Source organism: Aerococcus urinaehominis, assembly GCF_001543245.1.
Lineage (GTDB): Bacteria > Bacillota > Bacilli > Lactobacillales > Aerococcaceae > Aerococcus > Aerococcus urinaehominis.
The window spans coordinates 1,394,268-1,408,317 of sequence record NZ_CP014163.1; the positions used below are offsets into that span (position 1 = coordinate 1,394,268).

At 41.6% G+C, this 14,050-nt stretch carries 18 protein-coding genes; all 18 read left to right on the top strand.

Features of this window, described 5'->3' with window-relative positions; translation table 11 throughout:
* Positions 1–70: 70 nt before the first annotated feature.
* The 18 genes from AWM75_RS06445 (at position 71) to rsmH (ending at position 14,019) form a co-directional block, all read left to right on the top strand.
* On the top strand, positions 71–1,264 hold the full coding sequence (locus AWM75_RS06445) for a glycosyltransferase (RefSeq protein WP_067979791.1): 1,194 nt from the start codon (positions 71–73) through the stop codon (positions 1,262–1,264).
* Between the two features lie 78 nt (positions 1,265–1,342).
* Positions 1,343–1,570, top strand: coding sequence for a YkuJ family protein (locus tag AWM75_RS06450; RefSeq protein ID WP_067979794.1), 228 nt, complete (start codon positions 1,343–1,345; stop codon positions 1,568–1,570).
* A 78-nt stretch (positions 1,571–1,648) separates the two neighbouring features.
* Positions 1,649–3,148 (top strand): Mur ligase family protein, encoded by a 1,500-nt coding sequence (locus AWM75_RS06455; RefSeq protein ID WP_067979797.1) that lies wholly within the window; start codon positions 1,649–1,651, stop codon positions 3,146–3,148.
* A 12-nt stretch (positions 3,149–3,160) separates the two neighbouring features.
* Positions 3,161–4,444: a homoserine dehydrogenase gene (locus tag AWM75_RS06460; protein WP_067979800.1), complete on the top strand. Its 1,284-nt coding sequence runs from the start codon at positions 3,161–3,163 to the stop codon at positions 4,442–4,444.
* 6 nt (positions 4,445–4,450) lie between these two features.
* Positions 4,451–5,335 carry a homoserine kinase gene (gene thrB, locus AWM75_RS06465; protein WP_234946607.1) on the top strand — a complete coding sequence of 295 codons (885 nt, stop codon included), beginning with the start codon at positions 4,451–4,453 and terminating at the stop codon, positions 5,333–5,335.
* A gap of 297 nt (positions 5,336–5,632) precedes the next feature.
* Positions 5,633–6,136, top strand: a complete 504-nt coding sequence (locus AWM75_RS06470; RefSeq protein ID WP_067980923.1) for a YqeG family HAD IIIA-type phosphatase — start codon at positions 5,633–5,635, stop codon at positions 6,134–6,136.
* Positions 6,126–7,247: a ribosome biogenesis GTPase YqeH gene (yqeH, locus tag AWM75_RS06475; protein WP_067979804.1), complete on the top strand. Its 1,122-nt coding sequence runs from the start codon at positions 6,126–6,128 to the stop codon at positions 7,245–7,247. The genes AWM75_RS06470 and yqeH overlap by 11 nt, the downstream gene beginning before the upstream one ends.
* A gap of 11 nt (positions 7,248–7,258) precedes the next feature.
* Entirely contained in the window at positions 7,259–7,567 is a 309-nt protein-coding gene (yhbY, locus tag AWM75_RS06480) for a ribosome assembly RNA-binding protein YhbY (RefSeq protein WP_067979808.1), read from the top strand.
* Between the two features lie 12 nt (positions 7,568–7,579).
* Positions 7,580–8,212, top strand: a complete 633-nt coding sequence (locus tag AWM75_RS06485) for a nicotinate-nucleotide adenylyltransferase (protein ID WP_067979810.1) — start codon at positions 7,580–7,582, stop codon at positions 8,210–8,212.
* Positions 8,205–8,801 carry a bis(5'-nucleosyl)-tetraphosphatase (symmetrical) YqeK gene (yqeK, locus tag AWM75_RS06490; RefSeq protein ID WP_067979813.1) on the top strand — a complete coding sequence of 199 codons (597 nt, stop codon included), beginning with the start codon at positions 8,205–8,207 and terminating at the stop codon, positions 8,799–8,801. Before AWM75_RS06485 ends, yqeK begins: the two co-directional genes overlap by 8 nt.
* Positions 8,802–8,804: 3 nt before the next feature.
* Entirely contained in the window at positions 8,805–9,167 is a 363-nt protein-coding gene (gene rsfS / locus AWM75_RS06495) for a ribosome silencing factor (RefSeq protein WP_067979814.1), read from the top strand.
* The gene (locus AWM75_RS06500) at positions 9,167–9,931 is read left to right on the top strand and encodes a class I SAM-dependent DNA methyltransferase (protein ID WP_067979817.1); all 765 of its coding nucleotides are present in this window, start codon (positions 9,167–9,169) and stop codon (positions 9,929–9,931) included. The genes rsfS and AWM75_RS06500 overlap by 1 nt, the downstream gene beginning before the upstream one ends.
* Before the next feature lie 5 nt (positions 9,932–9,936).
* Entirely contained in the window at positions 9,937–11,148 is a 1,212-nt protein-coding gene (locus tag AWM75_RS06505) for a nucleotidyltransferase family protein (RefSeq protein ID WP_067979820.1), read from the top strand.
* Between the two features lie 96 nt (positions 11,149–11,244).
* Positions 11,245–11,811 (top strand): YceD family protein, encoded by a 567-nt coding sequence (locus tag AWM75_RS06510; protein ID WP_067979823.1) that lies wholly within the window; start codon positions 11,245–11,247, stop codon positions 11,809–11,811.
* Positions 11,812–11,835: 24 nt separating this feature from the next.
* Complete coding sequence (gene rpmF / locus AWM75_RS06515) at positions 11,836–12,015, top strand: 50S ribosomal protein L32 (protein ID WP_067979826.1); 180 nt, start codon at positions 11,836–11,838, stop codon at positions 12,013–12,015.
* A 92-nt stretch (positions 12,016–12,107) separates the two neighbouring features.
* Positions 12,108–12,491, top strand: a complete 384-nt coding sequence (locus AWM75_RS06520) for a DUF3397 family protein (protein WP_067979833.1) — start codon at positions 12,108–12,110, stop codon at positions 12,489–12,491.
* 134 nt (positions 12,492–12,625) lie between these two features.
* Positions 12,626–13,057, top strand: a complete 432-nt coding sequence (gene mraZ / locus AWM75_RS06525; RefSeq protein WP_067979837.1) for a division/cell wall cluster transcriptional repressor MraZ — start codon at positions 12,626–12,628, stop codon at positions 13,055–13,057.
* Between the two features lie 17 nt (positions 13,058–13,074).
* Complete coding sequence (rsmH, locus tag AWM75_RS06530) at positions 13,075–14,019, top strand: 16S rRNA (cytosine(1402)-N(4))-methyltransferase RsmH (RefSeq protein WP_067979840.1); 945 nt, start codon at positions 13,075–13,077, stop codon at positions 14,017–14,019.
* The last annotated feature ends 31 nt before the right edge of the window (positions 14,020–14,050 follow it).

Genomic DNA, 14,050 nt, shown 5'->3' on the forward strand with positions numbered 1-14,050 from the left:
CGCCACTCTCTTTTGTTTTATGTTAAAATAAATCTTCTTAGGGGAAATAAATTTAAGAGGAGGTTTTGTTTTGAAAATCGCTATTTTCACCGATACTTATCAGCCACAAACCTCCGGGGTTGCAACGTCAATTGCGCTTTTAGCTGATAGTTTTAGGCAGCAAGGGCACCAAGTTTATATTTTTACCACTACTGATCCTAAGGCTGAAGATGATCCGTATGTCTATCGCTATGAATCATTTTCTTTTCCTTTTTTTAAAGATCGGCGAGTAGCATATGCGCCCCCCTTGGCTATTAGTCAACAGATAAAAGGATTAAATATTGATTTGATTCACACCCAAACCGAATTTTCTTTGGGTTATGCTGGGCGTTGGGCGGCGAAAAATCTCGGTATTCCCCATATTCATACCTACCATACCTGGTATGAAAATTACTTACATTATATTTTTAAGGGCCGCTTAATTAAGCCTGAGGCGGTTAGGGCCTATATGAGACGCTTTTGTCAAGAAGTGGACCTGCTGATTGCGCCTAGTCAAACCATTGCTGGGGTATTGGAAGCCTATGGAATCGAAAAAAATATCCAGGTCATACCAACAGGCGTCAAAATCCCTAGACAGCTGGGCCAAATGAGCTGTCAAAGTTTACGCACTCAGTATGGCATCGCTAGTCAGGCTAAGATGTTACTCAGTGTCAATCGCCTCTCAGAAGAGAAAAACTTGCTGGAGCTATTGGATAGATTTGCTGATTATCACTGTAGTCAGCCTGATTCTTATCTAGTTTTAGTTGGTGATGGCCCACAAAGAAATATTTTAGCTGATCGGGTAGCTGATTTAGGACTTGACCAAGTGGTAGTCTTTACTGGCATGCTGGACTACTATCAAGTAACGGCTTTTTATCAAACTGCCGACTTATTGGTTAATCTATCCCAGTCAGAAACTCAAGGTCTGACCTATATAGAAGCAGTAGCAAATCGGTTGCCAGTAGTTGCTATGGCTTCACCATATTTGGCAGATTTAATGGCTATTGGCAAGTTCGGCTATTTACTGAATGATACGGCTGAATTTACTCAGATAGTCAAACAAGCCCTGTCTAAGGAAGAAAATTATCAATTTGACCAGCTTCATGGTGAAATATCTGTGGATAATTTTTATAAGCGCCTCTACCATGTTTACCAGCAAGAATTGGCCCGGGTTGATAAGTCCAGTCGGCCGGCTTTTAAAGTCTATCAATCAATAAAGAAATTCTTCACTTCTAATAATTTGTAAAAATGGGGCAAGATTTATTCCCCTTGCAGCTTATCTTTGTTACAATAAACAAGTAAAGCTTGCGAAAGGAGTTGTCTTATGAAACCATCACAATTAAAGGCCATCATTCAACGTTTAGAAAGTATGACCAAAGACGATGCCACGATTGGGCAACGTCGGTTTGAAAATAATGGTGAAGAGCGAGCCCTAGTTCGCTATAATAAAGAGAGCGAAAGTTTTGAACTAGAGGACCATTCAGTTAACGAAACCTTCCAATTCGATGATATTGACTTAGTAGCAATTGAAATTTATGAATTGATCCAGTAGGAAGTTAACTTTGTAAGAGCCGTGCCTTAGCCACGGTTTTTTTTATAAAATCGACCAGATACTGGATAGGAGGAGACCATGTTATCACATGTATTAGCAGCATTAGACCAGGCTGGTTTATTAATCACTAGCCAGGATATGGAAACAGTCGACTACGTAAGTGATCTCAGCCACGATTCTCGGCAAGTGAAATCGGGGTGTTTGTTTTTCTGTAAAGGTGCAAATTTTAATTCTAAATATCTAAAACAAGCAGCTCAAGCTGGCGCAGTGGCTTATGTCAGTGAGCGTGCCTATGAAGTGGACTTGCCCTATATTTTAGTGTCGGATATTCGGCGGGCCATACCCATATGTGCTGATATATTTTATCAATCTCCTTGGCAAGCCTTCAATTTAGTAGGTATTACCGGAACTAAAGGAAAAACGACGACGACTGATTATTTAAAAAAGATGTTTGATTTAGCCAGCCAGGCTAAGGGACGACCAGAATCTGCCTATCTTTCCTCTAACCAAGTCTATGATGGCATACTGCGGCAAGCCTCCCAGTTAACCACACCAGAACCTCTGGATTTATTTAGGCATTTTGATCATGCTCGTCAAGCCGGTGTCGATTACTTGACCATGGAGGTTTCTAGTCAAGCGCTCAAGTATCACCGGGTGGACAGGCTGGTGTTTGATGCTGTAGCCTTCCTCAATATTTCTGATGACCATATTAGCCCTAGCGAACATCCAGATTTTGAAGATTATTTTTCAAGTAAGTTAAAAATATTCAACCAGGCTAGGTTTGCCGTCTTAAATGAGGATGCTGACCACTATGATCGGATTTTATCTAACTGCACAGACCAGTTAGCGTCCGAACAAGTCGCTACGGTTAGTCGTAAAAATCCACAAGCTGATTATTATGCCTTTGATCTCGAAAGTCAGGGGGCTGGTCAAAGCTTTACCCTTAAGGCTAGCGATTTTACTGGTCGCTTTGAGCTCTCATTAGCAGGGGATTTTAATGTTGATAATGCCTTGGTAGTTATTGCTATCGGACGTCATTTTGGTATTTCCTATGATATTATCAGGGCCGCCTTGGCAGCCAAGGTGACGGAAGGGCGGATGGATATCTATCAAGCTCCAGATGAGGATCTCGTAGCCATTGTTGATTTTGCTCATAATAAATTGAGTTTTGAAGCGATGTTCCAAGCGAGTCGTCAATTATATCCAGGGTATCAAATATATGTGGTCTTTGGTGCCCCTGGTAATAAAGCCATTAGTCGCCGCCAAGATATGGCTCAAGTTGCTGCTAAAGAAGCAGACCAGATTATTATTACGGCTGATGATCCTGACTTTGAGGATGTCGATGACATTAATCAGACCATTTACGCTTATGTGCAAAAGGCCGGGGGTCAAGCCCAAATCATTGCCGACCGGCCTCTGGCTATCCAGACAGCCTTTGACCAGGCACGAGCCAGTGAAAAGCCTACCGTTATCCTGCTGCTTGGTAAGGGCGATGAAGCTTATTTAAAATATCGGGGTGGCAAAATGGATTATGCTGGAGATACTTATTACGCGAAGCAAGGAATTAAGCAGAAATAGGAGGAAGAAATTATGCAAGCAATAAAAATTGCCTTACTAGGATTAGGGACAGTTGGTGGCGGTGCTGCTAAGATTATTATTGACCATCAAGATAAAATTTCTCAGATTTTAGGACGGTCTGTTGAAATTAAACGAGTTCTTGTCAAAGAAATCGCTGAAGTTGACCACCCTTATCAAGAGCAGCTAGGATTAACGACGGATATTGCTGATATCTTAAATGACCAAGAAATTGAGATAGTAGCTGAGCTCATGGGTGGTGTTGATTTTTCTTACGACTGTATTAGCCAAGCGCTTCAAGCTGGCAAACACGTTGTTACTGCCAATAAGGATTTGGTAGCTAGTCGCGGGGTCGAGTTAGCACAATTAGCGCAAGACCAGGGGCTAGATTTCTATTATGAAGCGGCTGTAGCAGGCGGTATTCCTATTTTGCGGTCTATCTCTACTAGTTTTGCCTCAGATGAGCTTACAGCTGTTCAAGGTATTGTTAATGGGACCACTAATTATATCTTGACCAAGATGGTGGAAGAAGGAGCTAGCTACCAGGATGCATTAGCCGATGCACAAAAACTTGGTTTTGCGGAAGCAGACCCGACCGCTGATGTTGAGGGCCTGGATGCAGCCCGCAAGGTTGTTATTTTAACTAAGATGGCCTATGGTATGACGATTGATATGGCTGATATGGATGTTGAGGGCATCACTAATGTGCAAACCGTTGATATCCAAATGGCTGACCAGTTAGGTTATGCGATTAAACTACTTGGCTCAAGTTATCTTAAAGATGGCAGTGTTTATGCTGAAGTTGCGCCAATGCTAGTCGCTAAGCACCACCCCTTATCAACTGTTCGTAATGAAATGAATGCGGTTTATACAGTTGGTCAAGCTGCAGGAGAAATGATGTTCTACGGTGCAGGGGCCGGTGAATTACCAACAGCAACAGTGGTCGTTTCAGACATCATGGAAGTAGTCAAACATATTAATACCCAGTCTACAGGGCAACCATTTGCTAATTTTAACCAGGAAACTGTTTGGGCTAGTCCTGATCAAGTTAAGGCAGCCCGCTTCTTTAATTTCCAATTATTAGATCAACCGGGTGTATTTGTGGGCTTAGCTGAAATTTTTAACCAGGTTGGAGTTTCCTTTGACCAAATTTTTCAGGAGTCAGCTCATGACAACCAATACTCAGAAGTTGTTGTGACGACCCATCCTATGACTAACCAACAACGTAATGATATTGTGACAGCTATTAATCAATGTGATGAAATCAAATTAGTGTCGCAATACAGCATCTTGGGGTAGTTGACTATGATTAGTGTAAAAATACCGGCCACGTCAGCCAATTTAGGTCCTGGATTTGATTCGATTGGTCTAGCAGTGGCTTTATATTTAACGATTGATGTAATTGGACCTAGCGCCAGCTGGCGCATTGATCATAATATTGCTGATGATATTCCCAAAGATGAAAATAATCTAGTGGTGCAAACCATCCGCCGACTCGCCCCAGATTCGCAACCTTATCATTTAAAAATGGTTTCAGATATTCCTTCGGCGCGGGGGCTGGGTTCTTCTTCTTCAGCTATTGTTGCTGGTATAGAATTGGCAAATATCTTGGCCAATAAAGGTTGGTCTGACCAGGATAAAGTAAATATAGCTAACCAGATTGAAGGACATCCTGATAATATTGCGCCTTGTATCTTGGGAGGTCTAGTGGTCAGCGTGGCCTTAAAACCAGATGATGTGCTTTACACTAAAGAAGCCTTCCCCGATGTTGCCTTTGTGACAACGATTCCTCACTATGAGGTCAAAACAGCTGATGCGCGGGCAGTATTACCTAAGCACTTGCCTTTTGCAGAGGCTGTTCGGACATCTGGTATTGCTAATGTGCTATCTTCTAAAATTGTAGAGGGAGATGTGGCGGCAGTGGGTCGCTTGATGGCCTATGATCTTTTTCATGAGCCCTACCGGCAAAAGTTGGTACCTGAATTGACCAAAATTCGTAGTCTGTTAAAAGATCAAGCTGGTGCCTATGGGACCTATTTATCGGGTGCCGGACCTACAATTATGACTTTAGCGGATAGTCGCTCAGCTAATGATATTGCTAAAATGATTAGTCAACAAGTAGCTGATGTGACAGTTGAGGTACTAGCTTTAGACCAGGATGGTTCACGTGTGTTAAATGACTCTCAATAAAGTATCAGAACCTGCGACATTAGTTGCAGGTTCTTTCATATGGTGAACTTTTTATGTCTAGTCAGGTTCCGGAAGGCGTAGTAAATTAAATTTATAAGTATTAAAATGCTAGGCTTATAACCCTGCGACATACTATATCTGCAAGCATTATAAATGTTGCAGCTTATGCAATAGTCGTAAACAATTTTGATCCATCTGGCATTTGTTCTATTTAGGTCTAGCTTTAACTTATGCTATACTAAATTTGAAATAAGGAGAGGGGGTCCTTGGTTGTTAAAATACTTTAGACCAACCTGGATGCTTGAAAAAATTTATTTACTGGATAGTGCAGATATGGAGAAAAATCATATCAAAGGCATTATTACCGACCTTGATAATACACTAATTGCCTGGAATAATCCTGATGGAACTGAGGAATTAAGAGATTGGTTAGCTGATATGGACAAAGCTGACATTCCAATTGTTATCCTATCCAATAATAGTGAGGACCGAGTTCGTCAGGTGGCCAAGCAGTTTAACATCCAATTTCATGCGCCGGCTCGTAAACCTTTACGACGTGGATTTAAGCGCGCCTTAGACATGTTAGATATGGACCCAGATGATGTGGTGATTATAGGTGATCAACTTTTAACAGATATATTCGGAGCCAATCGCTTGGTAGTAAGAAGTATTATGGTATTACCGATTGTCAAAACCGATTCCTTTGTTACCCGCATTAATCGCTTTTTTGAGCGCTTGATATTTAAATTATTGAAAGAGAAACATCCAGAATTAATATGGAGGCGAGAGCTTGGAGAATAGAGAAGAAACTTTATATTGCGTAGGCTGTGGCGCCCAAATTCAAACTGACAGGGAGAGAGAACGGGGATACACGCCTCGGTCGGTCTTAAATAAGAGTTTGGCTGACCCGGATTTACCCCTTTATTGTCAGCGTTGTTTTAAATTAAGACACTATAATCAACTGCAAAATGTTCAGACTTCTGCTGATGAGTTTTTGGCTATTTTACATGAAATCGGGGATCAAGACGGTCTGATTGTTAATGTCTTAGATATCTTTGATATTGCCGGTTCCTTGATTCCAGGTCTCCAACGATTTGTAGGCAATAGGGACATCGTTTTTGTAGCTAATAAAGTTGACCTCTTACCTAAATCAACCAATCAGGCTAAACTCTTGTCTTGGTTAAAAACTTATTTAAGTGATCAAGGCTTTAAAGCCAAGCATGTGCTTTTGACTTCAGCTAAGAAGAAGCAAGATATAGACCAATTATTAGATTTGATGGAGGACTTGCGACAGGGACAAGACGTTTACTTAGTAGGTGCAACTAATGTAGGTAAATCTTCTTTGGTGAATGCAATTTTGAAGGCGACAGGTTATGATTATGATTTGATTACAACCTCTAATTTTCCAGGCACAACACTAGATACTATTGAGATTCCTTTTGCTGACCAAGGCAAGCTAGTTGATACACCAGGTGTTATCCAGCCGGGACAGATGACCTCTTTATTAGATAGTCATGGACTTAAACAAGTGATGCCAAAAAATGAAATTAAGGCCCGCACTTATCAATTAAATTCGGAACAAACGCTTTTCATTGGTGGGTTAGCCCAGCTTGATTATTTGGCTGGTGAACGTAACCAACTTACAGTGTATGCTGCCAATAGTTTGGACATTCACCGGCGGAAATTGGCGGGTAGCCAGGCCTTTTATGAGAAGCATGCTGGCAGTTTATTGACACCTACGGCTCAGGTGGAGAACCCCGTAGCGAATAGGGTGAGGAGAGAATTCCATGTTAAACCAGGTCAGGATATTGTGGTTTCTGGCTTGGCTTGGATAAAGGTTGGTCAAGCTGGTGATTTTGCGCTACATGTTCCTAAGGGAATCGATGTAACGATCCGTTCAGCTATTATATGAGGTGAAGAGATTTGAATAATAAACAAAAAAAATATTTATTAAAAGAGGCACATCAACTAAAGGCTATTTTTCAAATAGGTAAGGCTGGTTTGAATGAAGAACTGATTAACCAGATTAGTCAAGCCTTGGAAAAACGTGAGTTAATTAAGGTAGCTATTCTTCAGAATTCATTAGAAGATGTTGATGAGGCGAGTCAGGTGATCGGAGACCAAGTTCAAGCAGATTTTGTCAATACAATCGGTCATACCATTATTCTCTATCGGGCTAGCCGGCAGGAGAAGAATCGTCGCTATTCACCCCAAGTAAAATCTTTAGGTTAGGGGGTAGGAGGCTTGGCTAGTCAAGTGAAAATAGAAGAAGTTGCTTATAGTCAAAGTCAACTGCAACATAAAAAAAGGCAGCGGGTTGGTATTTTAGGGGGAACTTTTAACCCAGTCCACCAGGGTCATCTAATTATTGCTGACCAGGTGCGCGACAAATTGCAATTGGACCAGGTTTATCTGATGCCCACTAATATACCCCCTCATAAGGCTGTCGATAGTATGGTAACTAACCAGCAACGTTTAAACATGTTAGCCTTAGCTATTGCTGATAATCCAAGTTTGGCTATTGAGGATATTGAAATGGAGCGAGAAACCACTTCATACACCTACGATACCATGGATATTTTGACCCATCTCAATCCCCATACAGACTATTATTTTATAATTGGTGCAGATATGATTGAAAGTCTTGACCAATGGTATCGAATTGATGACCTGATTAAGCTAGTTAATTTTGTTGGGGTTGCTAGGCCGGGCTATAGTATTGAGACAGACTATCCAATTATGCTAGTCGATACAGCTAAGATTGATTTGTCTTCAAGCCAGATTAGACAAGCAGTGAAGGCGGGGGCCGCTATTCGCTACCTGGTGCCCGAAGCAGTTAGGCAATATATTATAGACAAGGAGCTCTATCATGGCTAAATATAAATTGGCAAATATCAGTCGCGAGGATCTAGTTCAGCAATTAGAGCAAAGAGTAAAAAAGAAACGTTTTAAACATATTCTTAGGGTTGAAGCAACAGCTATTAAACTTGCTGGTCAGTATGGGGTTGATCCTGAAGCAGCATCCTTGGCAGCGCTCCTACATGATTATGCTAAGGAGGATAGTTTTGATCAAGTCTTAGTTTTTGCTGGCCATCCTGGGTTCGATGCAGCTTGGCAAGATTATGGCTCAGAAATTTGGCACGGACCGCTAGCAGCCTTGATTGCGCAACGTGATTTTGAGGTTAGTGATATGGCTGTCCTACAAGCTGTATGGGGACATACCATTGGTAGCCGAGCAATGACGGATTTAGCTAAGGTAATTTATATTGCTGATTACATTGAACCAGGACGTGATTTTCCTGGTGTAGACCAGGCTAGGCGTTTGGCTGATCAAGATCTTGACCAAGCGGTAACTTTTAAAATGAAGCGGACCCTGAGCCATCTAATTGACCAGGGTCAGACCATCTATCCAGAAACTTTAACGGTCTATAATGATTGGATAGCAACTTTAGATAAGGAGAATTAGATAATGGAGAAAACCAGTCAAGAGATATTGGAAGTGGTTGTACGCGCTGCCGATGATAAACTAGCCCAAGATCCAGTTGTTTTGGATCTAAGAGGTTTAACACCAGTCACTGACTATTTTGCTATTTTTTCAGTTAAGAATGAGCGTCAGGTACAAGCTATTGTTGATGGTATTGAGGAGGCTCTTGATAAGTCAGCTTGTCCAATCCGGCAGATAGAAGGTAAGGATGGACTTAAGTGGATTTTAGTAGATGCCTATGATGTGGTTGCCCATGTCTTTTTATATAGCGAGCGTGACCAATATAATTTAGAGAAATTATGGAGCGATGCACCACTAGTTAATTTAGGCGAGTGGATTACTGAATAATGGCTATTTATGAAAACTTTAGCCAGGTCTACACCAGTTTGTTTGATACCGACTTGTATCTTGAGTGGGCTAATTTTGTGGATAACCAGATTAGAGCAGCTTTTGATAAGTCCACTGACCAAATAAAGTTGTTAGATTTAGCCTGTGGTAACGGCAGCTTTCTCGAACAAATGCTACTTAAAGGCTACCAGCAAGTAGCGGGTTTAGACCTGTCAGCAGACATGATTGATTTAGCCAAGCAAAAGTTAAATAAATACAATCTAGGCCTTCCTTTAGTTGTCGGCGATATGGCCAGCTTTAGCCTATCACAGCCAGTTGATGTGATTACTATCTTGTGTGATTCTTTATGCTATCTCGCAGACTGGCCAAATACCAAGCAGTGTCTAGCATCAGCTTATCATTCACTGCAACCAGGTGGTTTATTGATTTTTGATATCCATAGTCAGAAAAAGATAAACTTAGATTTTCCTGGTTATAGCTATATTGAGGAATGGGATGATCTAGTCTTTACTTGGTCTAGCCAGCAATATGTTGGGCCAGACACGATTGAACATGTTTTAAATATTTTTGCCAAAGTAACTGACCAGGATTACTACCAGCGTTTTGAGGAAGTCCACCAGGAACGGACCTATCCAATTCATCAGCTCGAAGCCTATCTCAACCAGTTAGGATTTGACCAGATTAAGGTAAGTGCAGACTTTACCAATCGATTGCCTGATGAGAATAGTGAGCGGATTTTCTTTACAGCACAAAAAAAGGAGTAACTAAGGTGATTAGAGTTAGTGGAACGATTGCTGAGTGGAATCCTTTTCATAACGGGCACAGCTATTTTATCAGTAAAGCGCGCCAACAGATGACTGGCCAGGTTCTAGTAGCCGTCATGTCTGGTAATTACACCCAGCGTGGGGAATTGGCGATAACTCATAAATATTGGCGAGCTCAAGCTGGATTAAGAGCGGGAGTGGATTTGGTTGTCGAGCTACCAGTTTGGCTGGCTAGCCAGAGTGCTGACTATTTTGCCCAGGCTGCTGTTGAAATTTTAGCTAGTTTGGGTGCCAGTGAATTGTTGTTTGGCACTGAGAATCAGGATTTTTCACATTATCAGTACCTAACCGAGTGGTTAATAGCCCATCCCCAATCTCTAAACCAAGGCAGACCTGCTAGCCAATCTTATGCAATGAATGAGGTTCAGTCGCTCTATCAATTAGTCCATAATCACAGGGATTTGCAGGGCTTAGAAATTAATTTTGAGGGCAAAGCCAATAACTTACTAGCCTTTGCCTATGCTAAGGCTAATGCCCGTTTGTCACATCCTATGCGCCTGACCAATATTTGGCGGCGTCAGGCTCAGCATGGTGACGTTAAACTTGCTAGTGATCATGATATTAGTTCCGGTACCGCAATTCGTCAGGCCCTGGTGGATGTGCCCTTTGACCAGGGGAGGGCTATTCTTAGCCGGTATGCCAGTCCGGAAATGCTCAAGGCCTATGAGACTGGTCAAATAGGACCTGATTTAGCAGCCTACTATCAGGATGTCAATTACTTGTTGACGATGCAACCGGATCAGTTACAGGCTCAGCTAGCCCTATACCATCCGGATAGCTACCAGCGCTTGCGGCATACAGCTGGTCAAGCTAGCTCATTAGCTGAGTTACTGGCTTTAAGCCAGCACCGTAGTTTATCCCAAGTTGCCTTACAACGACAACTGCTGATGTTGGCCTTGCAGGTAACTAAAGATGAGCTAACTAAACTGCGCCAACAACCTACGCCAATATTAATTTTAGCTGCTAGTCAAGCAGGGCGACAGTTATTAAAGCAATTAAAAAAACAAGAGAACCAGCCCAAACTAATTAGTCGAGCGGGGCGCGACTATTATAAAAGCTGGCCCTTAATAGATCGCTCTGAGCGCTATTATTATAAAAAGCTAGGGCTCGATAACCACGATATGATGACGCGGCCGCCAATTTTTACCAAAGACTAAAGAAAGGAAGCAACCAAAAAGAAGAATGGTAAATAAGCATTGACAAGTCTTTGTTTACCAGGTATAATTTTTCTTGTTGCTTAAAGGTAGTCACAGATGAAATGGTCAATCCAAGAGTTGCGACAAATCGCCTCTGATCCATTATTGATTTCCGAAAAGATAGATGTCAAAGCAGACTTACTTGAACGTGATTCAGAAATTTTAGATATATCGCCAGTTCAAGTTGATGGCTTCTTAGTTTATGAAAACCATACTGTTTTAGTGCAACTAGACTTAGCATGCAATGTCACGTTCACGTCAACTCGGTCCTTATCACCAGTGATTGTTGATAATTGGCAGTTGCGTATCAGAGAACGCTTAATTGAAGCCGGCTATCAAACTGATATGATTGATAGTGATGATACGATTCAGTTACCTCTTGTCAATAGTCAAACTGTTGATTTGAATGAAATGATTATTCAAAATATCGTGGTGCAAAAGCCCAGTCAGCGTTTAACTGACCAAGAAAAAGTGACTGATAAGTTGGCGTCTGGCCAACACTGGAACTTGCTCACAGAAGCAGATAAGGCTGATATTAGTCTGGCTGAAGCAGATCAGATTGATCCTAGACTTCAAGCCCTACAAGCTTTTTTTCAGGTTGACGATGAATCGTCTGATTCTTAATGATAATTAATAGGAGGTGTAATGATGGCAGTACCAAAGCGTAAAACATCAAAATCTAGAAAAAATAAACGTCGCACACATTACAAATTAGAAGTGCCAGGAATGGTAACTTGTCCTAATTGTGGCGAGCTTCGTAAATCACACCATGTATGCCCAAGCTGTGGCCATTACGATGGTAAAGAAGTTGTCCAAGTGGATGCTTAAGCGTAAAAAATATATTTTTTAAAGAAAGCCAGGCGCTATGCCTGGCTTTCTTTAATTACTGTCAATTGATATCTAGTAAGAAGGAGGTTATCATGCAAGTTTTTTCTTGGTCTGAGCTGATTTTATATTTTATGCCCATTATTAGCCTAGTCGTTGTTAATGGTTTTTTGCGCCCCTATCTTAAATTTGGTGATCGCTTAAATTTAGCAGTGATCGACGTTCTCCATCCTATTCTATGGGTCGCCATCCATATCCTATCGCTGCGGATCGCTTACCAGTCATGGTTACCTTATCTATTTATCTTTGTAGCAATTTATGCCCTAGCCTATTTACTGTACGCTTTTTATGCTAAAAGGGACTTTATCCCGGAGCAATTTTGGCGTCGCCTTTCTTCAATAGGTATTATAGCCGGTTTTATCTTTTTTTATGCCCTGGTAATTTGGCGGCTGATTAGGCTTATTTTTAATACATTTTAAACCCGTAGAGACTGTGTCAAGATGGCCAGTCTTTTTTAATAGCTATTTTTTAAAAATATATGGTAATTGTGGGGAAGTGTGGCGAATTGTGGGGAGATATGGTAGACTAAAAAATGTGTAAGGTGGTGGATAAGGTGCTAATGGGTGAATATAATCACAATATCGACGCTAAAGGTCGGTTGATTATTCCAGCCAAGCTGCGGGAAGGATTGGGCGACCAGTTTGTAATCACCCGTGGGCTCGATGGCTGTATTTTTGGCTACCCAGAAAATGCTTGGTTACAAGTGCAAGAAAAGCTTAAACAGCTACCATTAGCACGCAAAGAGTCCCGCGCCTTTACCCGGTTCTTTTATTCAGCAGCAGCCCAGGTCACAGTAGATAAGCAGGGTAGAATCAATATCCCGGCCACCTTATGTGACCACGCCGGTCTCGATAAGGCCTGTTTGATTATTGGTGTCGCTGACCGAATTGAAATATGGAGCCAGGAACGTTGGCAATCTTTTGCTGACGAAGTTGAAGATAATTTTGAAGATATTGCAGAAAATTTACTTGATTTTGGCTTGTAGGAGACAGGAGGATTATATTGACGCAAGAATTTAACCATATTACGGTTTTGTTAGACGAAAGTATAGACCAACTGCATATCAAGCCTAATGGTGTATATGTCGATTGTACCCTAGGCGGTGGCGGCCATACTGCTAAGATTTTGGCTAAGCTCGATCAAGGACGTCTCTACGCTTTTGATCAAGACCAAGTTGCTATTGATAATGCACAGCTTCGCTTTAAAGATGAGTTAGCTGAAGGCAAGTTGGTCTTAATCCACCGTAATTTTAGCCAAGTGCAAGCAGCTTTAGCTGAGTATGGTGTTAGCCAAGTGGATGGTCTGTTATATGATTTGGGTGTCTCATCGCCCCAGCTTGACCAGGCAGAACGTGGATTTTCTTACAATAAACAAGCACCCTTAGATATGCGCATGGACCAAAGTCAAGCATTAACTGCCTATCAGGTGCTTAATGAGTGGTCTTATGAAGACTTAGTGCGCATATTCTTCCGCTATGGCGAAGAAAAATTTTCTAAACAAGTAGCTCGAAAAATTGAAAAAGCCCGCGCGATTCATCCAATATCAGATACTTTAGAGCTAGTAGACTTAATAAAAGAAGCAATTCCAGCACCGGCTAGACGCAAAGGTGGTCATCCGGCTAAAAGAGTTTTTCAAGCAATCCGTATTGCGGTAAATGATGAACTAGGGGTGGTGGAGCAATCTCTTGATCAAGCCTTAAAGTTACTAAAAAGCGGGGGGCGGATAGCTGTCATTAGCTTCCATTCACTGGAAGATCGTATTGTGAAACAAATGTTTAAGCAAGCGAGCACACCACCAGAATTGCCTAAAAACTTGCCAGTCCCTGCCCAAGATTTACAAGCTGAATTTAATTTGGTGACTAGGAAACCGATTTATCCTAGTCCAGAGGAATTGGCAGTTAATAAGCGTGCCCAAAGTGCCAAATTACGCGTTATTGAGAAAAAATAATTAATGATAGAATTAGATTGAGAGGTGGCCC

Excerpts from the sequence above, each read along its gene's own strand:
- AWM75_RS06450 (WP_067979794.1), top strand. The coding sequence starts at position 1,343 with ATGAAACCATCACAATTAAAGGCCATCATTCAACGTTTAGAAAGTATG.
- AWM75_RS06455 (WP_067979797.1), top strand. The coding sequence starts at position 1,649 with ATGTTATCACATGTATTAGCAGCATTAGACCAGGCTGGTTTATTAATC.
- AWM75_RS06460 (WP_067979800.1), top strand. The coding sequence starts at position 3,161 with ATGCAAGCAATAAAAATTGCCTTACTAGGATTAGGGACAGTTGGTGGC.
- thrB (WP_234946607.1), top strand. The coding sequence starts at position 4,451 with ATGATTAGTGTAAAAATACCGGCCACGTCAGCCAATTTAGGTCCTGGA.
- AWM75_RS06470 (WP_067980923.1), top strand. The coding sequence starts at position 5,633 with ATGCTTGAAAAAATTTATTTACTGGATAGTGCAGATATGGAGAAAAAT.
- yqeK (WP_067979813.1), top strand. The coding sequence starts at position 8,205 with ATGGCTAAATATAAATTGGCAAATATCAGTCGCGAGGATCTAGTTCAG.
- rsfS (WP_067979814.1), top strand. The coding sequence starts at position 8,805 with ATGGAGAAAACCAGTCAAGAGATATTGGAAGTGGTTGTACGCGCTGCC.
- AWM75_RS06500 (WP_067979817.1), top strand. The coding sequence starts at position 9,167 with ATGGCTATTTATGAAAACTTTAGCCAGGTCTACACCAGTTTGTTTGAT.
- AWM75_RS06510 (WP_067979823.1), top strand. The coding sequence starts at position 11,245 with ATGAAATGGTCAATCCAAGAGTTGCGACAAATCGCCTCTGATCCATTA.
- rpmF (WP_067979826.1), top strand. The coding sequence starts at position 11,836 with ATGGCAGTACCAAAGCGTAAAACATCAAAATCTAGAAAAAATAAACGT.
- AWM75_RS06520 (WP_067979833.1), top strand. The coding sequence starts at position 12,108 with ATGCAAGTTTTTTCTTGGTCTGAGCTGATTTTATATTTTATGCCCATT.